Origin of the sequence: Streptomyces kebangsaanensis (genome assembly GCF_001906585.1) — a bacterium.
Classification (GTDB): Bacteria; Actinomycetota; Actinomycetes; order Streptomycetales; family Streptomycetaceae; genus Streptomyces; species Streptomyces kebangsaanensis.
In genome coordinates, this window is sequence record NZ_JUJA01000114.1 from 31,886 (window position 1) to 40,189 (window position 8,304).

6 protein-coding genes, 1 tRNA gene and 2 pseudogenes are annotated in these 8,304 nt (G+C 69.7%); 4 read left to right on the top strand and 5 right to left on the bottom strand.

Annotation, left to right across the window (positions count from 1 at the left end; genetic code table 11):
- From RH94_RS43630 to ettA, 3 genes and pseudogenes are all read right to left on the bottom strand, one after another.
- A pseudogene (locus RH94_RS43630) lies at positions 1-184 on the bottom strand (hypothetical protein); the annotation flags it as partial.
- Positions 181-606 (bottom strand): acyl-CoA thioesterase, encoded by a 426-nt coding sequence (locus RH94_RS16915; protein WP_073948419.1) that lies wholly within the window; start codon positions 604-606, stop codon positions 181-183. The gene RH94_RS16915 and the pseudogene RH94_RS43630, both read right to left, overlap by 4 nt.
- 9 nt (positions 607-615) lie before the next feature.
- A complete protein-coding gene (gene ettA, locus RH94_RS16920) occupies positions 616-2,280 on the bottom strand; it encodes an energy-dependent translational throttle protein EttA (RefSeq protein WP_073948420.1) in 1,665 nt (554 codons plus the stop codon).
- Between the two features lie 1,298 nt (positions 2,281-3,578).
- On the opposite strand from ettA, the gene RH94_RS16925 reads away from it, so the two are divergent.
- A complete protein-coding gene (locus RH94_RS16925) occupies positions 3,579-4,253 on the top strand; it encodes a formylglycine-generating enzyme family protein (protein WP_199880984.1) in 675 nt (224 codons plus the stop codon).
- 184 nt (positions 4,254-4,437) lie between these two features.
- Here RH94_RS16925 and RH94_RS40765 read toward each other — a convergent pair whose 3' ends face one another.
- Positions 4,438-4,611, bottom strand: a complete 174-nt coding sequence (locus RH94_RS40765) for a hypothetical protein (RefSeq protein ID WP_158073060.1) — start codon at positions 4,609-4,611, stop codon at positions 4,438-4,440.
- A gap of 174 nt (positions 4,612-4,785) precedes the next feature.
- On the opposite strand from RH94_RS40765, the gene RH94_RS16930 reads away from it, so the two are divergent.
- Positions 4,786-5,403 (top strand): site-specific integrase, encoded by a 618-nt coding sequence (locus RH94_RS16930; protein WP_143204029.1) that lies wholly within the window; start codon positions 4,786-4,788, stop codon positions 5,401-5,403.
- Positions 5,404-5,749: 346 nt separating this feature from the next.
- Here RH94_RS16930 and RH94_RS16940 read toward each other — a convergent pair.
- Positions 5,750-5,825, bottom strand: a tRNA-Arg gene (locus tag RH94_RS16940).
- Positions 5,826-6,146: 321 nt separating this feature from the next.
- Between RH94_RS16940 and RH94_RS16945 the strand changes: the two genes are divergently transcribed.
- Together RH94_RS16945 and RH94_RS43635 are read left to right on the top strand one after the other, a co-directional pair.
- On the top strand, positions 6,147-7,760 hold the full coding sequence (locus RH94_RS16945) for a dynamin family protein (protein ID WP_073948422.1): 1,614 nt from the start codon (positions 6,147-6,149) through the stop codon (positions 7,758-7,760).
- A gap of 3 nt (positions 7,761-7,763) precedes the next feature.
- Positions 7,764-8,304 (top strand): annotated as a pseudogene (locus RH94_RS43635) (ATP-binding protein); the annotation flags it as partial.

The following is an 8,304-nucleotide window of genomic DNA, read 5'->3' on the forward strand; positions in this document are numbered from 1 at the left end:
GCCGTACCGTGCGGACCGCCAGCACTTCGAAGGACGGCGGACGCCCGAACACGGCGAGCGCCGTGCCGGCCGCCTGCAGGCGCACCGCGGCGGCCCGGTCGTAGTGCAGCAGCCGGGAGAGGAAGGCGGCGAGGTCCGCCGCCTCCGTCCCGTCGGCGAGGTGGAGTACCTGGAGCGCCGTCATGCCGCGACGGCCTCCTCCTCGGTGCCGTCGGCGGCGTCGTCCCTGTACTCCTGGAGGAACTCCCGCTCCTCCGCCGTGATCCGGCGGGGGCGCTGCGCCTCGAAGTCGAAGGGCACGATCACCGTCGAGGCCCGGACGTAGACCTGGTCGCCGTCCTTGACCTCGTAGGAGAGGGTGAAGGACGCCGCCCTGATCTCGGTGACCCACAGCTCGATGTCCACCGGCGCGTGCCGGTGGACGAGCTGCCGCTTGTAGTCGATCTCGTGGCGCGCCACCACCGACCCCTGCTGGAACTCCTTGTCCGGGCGGAACAGGAAGTCGATACGGGCCTCCTCCAGATAGCGGAGGAACACCACGTTGTTGACGTGGCCGTACGCGTCCATGTCCGCCCAGCGCAGGGGGCAGCGGTATGTGTGGCGCATCTGCTTCGATCAGCCCCGGGTCAGCTTCTTGTAGGTGGCACGGTGCGGGCGGGCGGCGTCCGGGCCGAGCCGCTCGACCTTGTTCTTCTCGTACGACTCGAAGTTGCCCTCGAACCAGAACCACTTGGAGTCGCCCTCGTAGGCGAGGATGTGCGTCGCCACGCGGTCCAGGAACCACCGGTCGTGGGAGACGACCACGGCGCAGCCGGGGAACTCAAGCAGCGCGTTCTCCAGGCTGGACAGGGTCTCGACGTCGAGGTCGTTGGTCGGCTCGTCGAGGAGCAGCAGGTTGCCGCCCTGCTTGAGGGTGAGCGCGAGGTTGAGGCGGTTGCGCTCACCGCCGGAGAGCACACCGGCCGCCTTCTGCTGGTCCGGGCCCTTGAAGCCGAACGCGGACACGTACGCCCGGGACGGCATCTCGACCTGGCCGACGTTGATGTAGTCCAGCTCGTCGGAGACGACGGCCCACAGCGACTTCTTCGGGTCGATGTTCTCGCGGGTCTGGTCGACGTAGGAGATCTTGACGGTGTCGCCGACCTTGATGCTGCCGGAGTCCGGCTCCTCGACCCCCTGGATCATCTTGAACAGCGTGGTCTTGCCCGCGCCGTTCGGGCCGATGATGCCGACGATGCCGTTGCGCGGCAGCGTGAAGGACAGATCGTCGATGAGGACCTTCTCGCCGAAGGCCTTGTGGAGGTTGTTGACCTCCACGACGATGCTGCCGAGCCTCGGCCCCGGCGGGATCTGGATCTCCTCGAAGTCCAGCTTCCGCATCTTCTCGGCCTCGGCGGCCATCTCCTCGTAGCGGGCCAGACGCGCCTTGGACTTGGCCTGCCGCCCCTTGGCGTTCGACCGCACCCACTCGAGCTCGTCCTTCAGGCGCTTCTGCCGCTTGGCGTCCTTCTGGCCCTCGACCTTGAGGCGGGCGGCCTTGGTCTCGAGGTACTTGGAGTAGTTGCCCTCGTAGCCGTGCAGGCGGCCGCGGTCGACCTCGCAGATCCACCCGGCGACGTTGTCGAGGAAGTACCGGTCGTGGGTGACGGCCACGACGGTGCCCGGGTACTTGGCCAGGTGCTGCTCCAGCCACTGCACCGACTCGGCGTCGAGGTGGTTGGTGGGCTCGTCGAGGAGCAGCAGGTCGGGCTGCTCGAGCAGCAGCTTGCACAGCGCGACACGGCGCTTCTCGCCACCGGAGAGGTTGGTGACGGGCCAGTCGCCGGGCGGGCAGCCCAGCGCGTCCATGGCCTGCTCCAGCTGGGCGTCGAGGTCCCAGGCGTTTGCGTGGTCCAGCTCCTCCTGGAGCTTGCCCATCTCCTCCAGCAGCGCGTCCGAGTAGTCGGTGGCCATCTGCTCGGCGATCTCGTTGAACCGGTCGAGCTTGCCCTTGATCTCGGCGACGCCCTCCTGGACGTTCTCCAGGACCGTCTTCTCCTCGTTCAGCGGGGGCTCCTGCAGCAGGATGCCGACGCTGTAGCCGGGCGTGAGGAACGCGTCACCGTTGGACGGCTGCTCCAGCCCCGCCATGATCTTCAGCACGGTCGACTTGCCGGCGCCGTTCGGGCCGACGACGCCGATCTTCGCCCCCGGCAGGAAGCTCAGGGTGACGTCGTCGAGGATCACCTTGTCGCCGTGCGCCTTGCGCGCCTTGCGCATGGTGTAAATGAACTCAGCCAAGAGAAACCGTCCGGCAGCTTGAAATCAGGCAGTGGGCAGATACACCCCATCTTGCCGCACCGCCACCCCTGGGCGGAAACCCGTGAGGTCGAGGAGCTCTGACCTGGGGTTTCACTGGTGGCGGCTGCGGCTCGTCCGTCACTGTCGGTCGCCGTCGAGTGGCCTCGGCCGCCCTCGCACGGCCCACAGACGGCCCGGTGACGATCACTTTGCTCGTCTGGCGTTGAGGTTCCGCACTGACCTGCGAGGTCCGTGCTTGTAGAGATCAGGGGTCGATGTCAGGATCCGGCTCGGTGGACCCATGGCCGGAGACGTCCCAGGAGCGATCACGTGGAGCTGAGCGTCACACAGCCCGAGACGCCACGGCATCGCATCGTCCTGTACGCCGCCGGGTGGATCGTCTTCTCGTTGTTCTTGCTGTTTTGTGCTGGCTGGGGGGCCATGGACTGGGCCGCTGCCCTGGGCAAGGGAACGACTGGAACAGTGCAGATCGACAGGTGCGGGATGAAATCTGGCTACCGAGGAACCCAGAAGCGGGTCTGTGGGGGCACCTTCCGCTCAACCACCGGTGAGATCGATGAGCACGCAGAGGTGCCCTCGCAGAGCGAGGTGGGCGATGGCATAGCTGTGACCCGAACGCTCTTCGGTCAGTACATACAGCAGGATGGGCGGTCCGCTGGAGGAGCTGCGTCTCGGACGCTGATCTTTCTGGCCGGGGGTGCTGGCGGCGGAGTAGCTGGAGGACGGTATGTACGCCGTCTGATCAGATGATCCGCAGCATGCGAGTGAGGTCGGTGAAGTCTCAATGGGCATGGCAGGCGCCGGCAACTGCGGCCAGTAGCCGGTCAACTGATCACCGGCGGCCGTGACCTGCGGCCGCCTGAACGATCAACTCTCCGACCTGCTGCTGAGCTGTCGGCAGTTGTCGACGTTGGTCATCGTCGAGCGCCCTTCCACGGCCCCAGGACGGCCCGGGAGGGCGCTCATGCGTGAGCGCCGCATCAGGAGTTCGATCCGAGTCCGCTCCGGCTGTCGTCGTCGACTGGTGCGGCGGCCGGACAGAAGTGCTGGTGTACGCCCTCGTCCGGCGTCGTGGATGTCAGCCGTGGATGTCGGAAGCCTTCTGGCCCGTAGCCCTATTGCCGCGCGGGGGGATCTCGGTCCCCTCCTTCACCCGGAATGCCCGGCTGCTAGCGTCCGGCACCATGTGGGCTCAAGAGATCGTGGCCGGCCGGCCGGCTTGGCGGCACACCCCCTCCGGAGTGGTCTTCCGGGCTGTTCCCGGCGGGACGTTCCGGATGGGCTTGTCCGACGCGGAACTGGACGCCGTTCGTGCCATCGAGCGGGCCGACGGCGCCGATGACGACCTCGAGGCGTTCTTCGCTGATGCTGTCCGGGCCCGGCCGGTGCGAGAAGTGCGGGTCGAGCCGTTCCTGATCGCCCGGCATCCGCTCACGGTGGCGCAAGTACGGCACTGGCTGCCCGAGTACGAGGACAGCTTCGCCGACTCGGCTTCGAGCACGGCCCGGTTCGAGGACGACTTGGACGACCTGCTCGGGACGTTGCCGTTCCGGCTGCCCAGCGAGGCGGAGTGGGAGTACGCGGCCCGGGCAGGCACGACCACTCTGACCTTCCGCGGGGATGGGAGGCCGGACGACGACCAGGTGCTCGACGACTTTGCCGACGAGGAGCGCACCGCCGGGGCTGAGAACGCCTTCGGGCTGGCGGCGATGGGGTCGGCGAACGAGATCTGCGCCGACGTGTGGATCCCGCATCTCACGGACGCGCCGGTGGACGCACGCCCCCGCACCGGGGACGGACCGCGGGTGGTGCGCGGAGGCGCCGGCGACCTCTATCCGTGGCAGGGCTGCGACGAGTGGCTGCTGTTGCTCTCCGCCACCCGCTACGAGTTCCAGTACTTCACCGCGGTCCGCCCGGTCGCACCTGTGCCAACCAGCCAGGGAGCATGCTGAGCACAGTGGACGTACTCGGCCTCCAGCACGCTGTTGAACGCCTCGCTGACGGCGTTGATGCCCCTATGGATGTCAAGCGGCGCCTCGGGCTGGTTGATGAAGTCCGGTGCGGCCGGCCGCCTGCCCGGCCTGGTCAGCCCGTTCCGGCGCCTCACTTTCCGTGCGACGAGGCCGAGGCCGGCCATCAAGCTTCGCGACGGTGTTCACCGAGACGCGCCAGCCTCGCGATCAACGCGTCCTTGTCCTCCGGCGTGGCCTTCCCGACCCGTTTCGCCCACGAGACCCAGCTCGCCGGAGTCGCCTCGTTGCTGTCCAGGTCCTTCGCGACCTCGGGGACCGGCTTCCCGGTCTCCGTCACGATGCGTACCGCCCCCCACGAAACTCCGCCGTGAACTTACGACGCCTCTCTTTCCTGACAACCAACATCCCCTGCTGTCACGGACTCCACGCTGCGAGGGGAACCTCACGCCTTGCCGGCAGGCAGGCCGTCGCGTGGTCCCGCAAGCGGCATCGCCGGATCCTGAACGCCGCCATGAAGCATGCGATGCGGCGACGCACCCCGCGGGCCAACCCCCTTCCCAAGGGGAAGAACACGACGGCTGCCACCAAGACCACCGACGCTGTGGACAAGCGGTCCCCGATGAGTCCGGACCAGGCCGCGGCTCTCCTCGACCGGATCCGGCGCCGGCCACGCGGAGGCAAGCGCCTGCACGCCTTTTTCGCCACGCTGTACTACTGCGGTCCGCGTCCCGAGGAAACAGCGGCCATTCGGGTGAAAGATGTGACGTTGCCCGGCCCCGGCGCCGGCGACCAGTGGAGTGAACTGCTGATCCACACGGCGACACCGGAGATCGGCACGCAGTGGACCGACACGGGGAAGATCCACGAGGAGCGCGGCCCGAAAGGCCTCGCCGAGGGGGAGACCCACACCGTGCCGGGGCATCCCGCTCTGACGCGCATCCTGCGGCAGCACATCGAGGACGAGCGGCTCCAGCCGGGCGACCTGCTCTTCCAGGGGGAGAGGGGCGGCATCCTCGCGGGCTCCGTCGTCCGCCGGGCCTGGCACGGCGCGCGCAAGGCGGTGCTGCCTCCCCACGTCGTCGAGTCGCCACGGGGAAGCGCGTGTACGACAACCGGCACACGCGCCTGACGAAGCGGCTCGACGACGGGACACCGCCCGCCCAGGTGGCGGACTGGGCCGGCAACGGCGTCCCCGTGCTGCCGGCCACGTACGCCCGGTGTGTCGGGGGGCGGCTTCCTGATCTCAAAAGGCGGCTCGAAGCCGCGGGGGATCTCCCCGAGCCGCCGGACGCCGACCGGCCGCCCTGGCTGAGAACTTCGACACGTATTCGACACGGCCACCTGCGAGAACCCGGTGACAGCCGGACAGCCCCGGAGCCCGCCCTTGATCACCAAGAGGGCGTCCGGGGCTGATCTGTGTCGAGTATCACTCGCCCCGGTCAGCAAAAAGCCCTCCCGAGAGGGAGGGCGGAGACTGGCGCCCCCGGCAGGACTCGAACCTGCGGCCAAGCGCTTAGAAGGCGCCTGCTCTATCCACTGAGCTACGGGGGCCTGGTGTGGTGGCCTCTGTCCTGGTGCCCGGGTGCGGGCTGATCCCTGACATCGCCGGGGACAAGGATAGGGCTCCCGGATCCATGTCCCTGTTGCTTCGCCTCCGTGGCTCAATGTGGAGGTTCAGTGAAGCGGTCCTGATAATCGCAGGCAGGTACGAATCGTGCATCGCTTTTGACGTCCCGCGCACCTGGTGTTGTGCACTCGTTATGCCTGGACCCCGCCCGCGCCCCAGTCATCCTTTCCGTCCCTTGTGTTCCGTCGGCGCGCGTACATGCTCATATGCTTCAGAATTCCCCTAAAATTGGGCATTCTTCGCATGTGGTGACCTTGGACGTACGGCCTCAACTGCTCGACGCACTCTCCGCCCTGCGCGACCGTGTCGCCGCCGCACGCTTCCCGCTGCCCCTGGAAGGGGCGCCCCGCGCGCGTGCCAACCGCGACGAGTTGCTCGCCCAGCTCGACGACTACCTGGTGCCCCGGCTCAGAGAGCCCCAGGCGCCGCTGCTGGCGGTCGTCGGAGGATCCACGGGGGCCGGAAAGTCCACCCTGGTCAATTCCCTTGTCGGGCGGCGGGTCAGCGAGGCCGGCGTGCTGCGGCCGACCACCCGCACCCCGGTGCTGGTCTGCCATCCGGAGGACCACCACTGGTTCAGCGGCATGCGCGTCCTGCCCCACCTCACACGCGTGTGGGTGCCCCGGGACGAACCCGGCTCCGCGGACGACATGCTGACGCACGGGCACGACTCCTCGCGGGTCCTGCGCGTGGAGACCGTCGAGACCCTGCCGCCCGGCCTCGCCCTGCTCGACGCGCCCGACATCGACTCCCTGATCGCCGACAACCGCGTCCTCGCCGCCGAGCTGATCTGCGCCGCCGACATCTGGGTCATGGTCACCACCGCCGCCCGGTACGCCGACGCCGTCCCCTGGCACCTGCTGCGCACCGCCAAGGAGTACGACGTCACGCTCGTGACCGTGCTGGACCGGGTGCCGCACCAGGTGGTCTCCGAGGTCTCCCGTCAGTACGGGGCGCTGCTCACCAAGGCCGGACTCGGCCACGTACCGCGGTTCACCGTGCCGGAGCTGCCCGAGTCCGCCTGGGGCGGGGGCCTGCTGCCCGCCACCGCCGTCGCGCAGCTGCGCACCTGGCTGGTCCACCAGACCCAGGACCCCGCCGCCCGGCAGTACGCCATGGCCCGTACGGCCCACGGCCTGCTCGACTCGCTGAGGTCCCGGATGCCCGAGCTGGCCGGTGCCGCCGCCGCCCAGTACGCGGCCGCGCTGCGGCTCACCTCCGCCGTCGACAACGCCTACGACAGCGAGTACGCGCGCGTGCGGGGCCGGCTGCAGGCCGGCGCCGTGCTCGCCGGGGACGCCCTGAAGCGGTGGCGCGCGTTCCCCCTGGACTGCTCCGCCGGCGAACTGCTCGACGCGCTCGTGGAGAGCCTCGGCGCCCTGCTGCTGTGCGCGGTCACCGCCGCCGACGAACGCATCGACGAGGCCTGGCGGCGCGAGCCGGCCGCCGGCGCCCCCGAACTCGCCGACCGCGATCCGGCGCCGGAGAGCGCCGAGCACCGTATCGGACTGGCCGTACGGCGGTGGCGGCGCGAACTCGAGGAGTACGCCGAGGACGAGGTGCGCGAGCTGGAGCGCAGCGTCGCGCCGGACTCGGAGGTCGTCGCCGCCCTGGCCGCCACCGGGCTGCTGGGGGGCCGCCGGGCGCGATCCGCGGGCGAGGGACTCGCCGAGCGGATCGGCGCGCACGGGGCGCTGCGGCTGCGCGACCGCGCCGGACGGCTGCTCGCCGACCTCCTGGACCGGGTGATGCACAAGGAGCGCGGGCGGCGCCTGGCCCCGCTGGACGCCCTCGAGGTGCACCCCGAGCCCCAGGCCGAACTGATCGCCGCGCTGTCCGTACTGCTGAAGGAGAGGTGACCGGTGACCGCCGTCACTGACCAGGACCGAACGGAACACACGGAACACACCGAGCAGACGGAGGGCACCGCCACCGCGGGCGACGGGCCGAGCGCGCAGGAGACAGGGGAGGACGGGATCGAGCACCTTCAGGCGGCCCAGGACGTGCCGGAGACCGGGAACACGAAGAAGCCGGTGGGCGCCGAGGAGCGCCGCCTCTCCGCTCCCGCGACGGCGGAGCACGGCGGGACCGCGCACTCCGCGCACGCCCGCACGCGCGTGCAGCACGACGACCGCCCTACGCGCGCGAGGGACGACGCCGGCCCTACGCGCGCGAGGGACGACGCCCCCCCGAGCCGTACGGAACCCGACGGCGCCTGGGACGACGGGCTGATCGCGCGCCGCGTCACCGAGCCGGCCACCACCGGCGCCGCGCCCCTCACACCCCTCACGCCCTTCATCTCCATCGAGCCCAGGACCTCCAGGCCGCTGCCGGTGCCCCCGCTGGAGTACGACCCGCCGCTGCGGTCACGGCTCGACGCGCTGCGCGAACTGGTGGGCCTGT

Bases quoted from the DNA above. Each gene is read 5' to 3' on its own strand.
- RH94_RS16915 (WP_073948419.1), bottom strand. From the start codon at position 606: ATGCGCCACACATACCGCTGCCCCCTGCGCTGGGCGGACATGGACGCG.
- RH94_RS16925 (WP_199880984.1), top strand. From the start codon at position 3,579: ATGGGCTTGTCCGACGCGGAACTGGACGCCGTTCGTGCCATCGAGCGG.
- RH94_RS16930 (WP_143204029.1), top strand. From the start codon at position 4,786: ATGAAGCATGCGATGCGGCGACGCACCCCGCGGGCCAACCCCCTTCCC.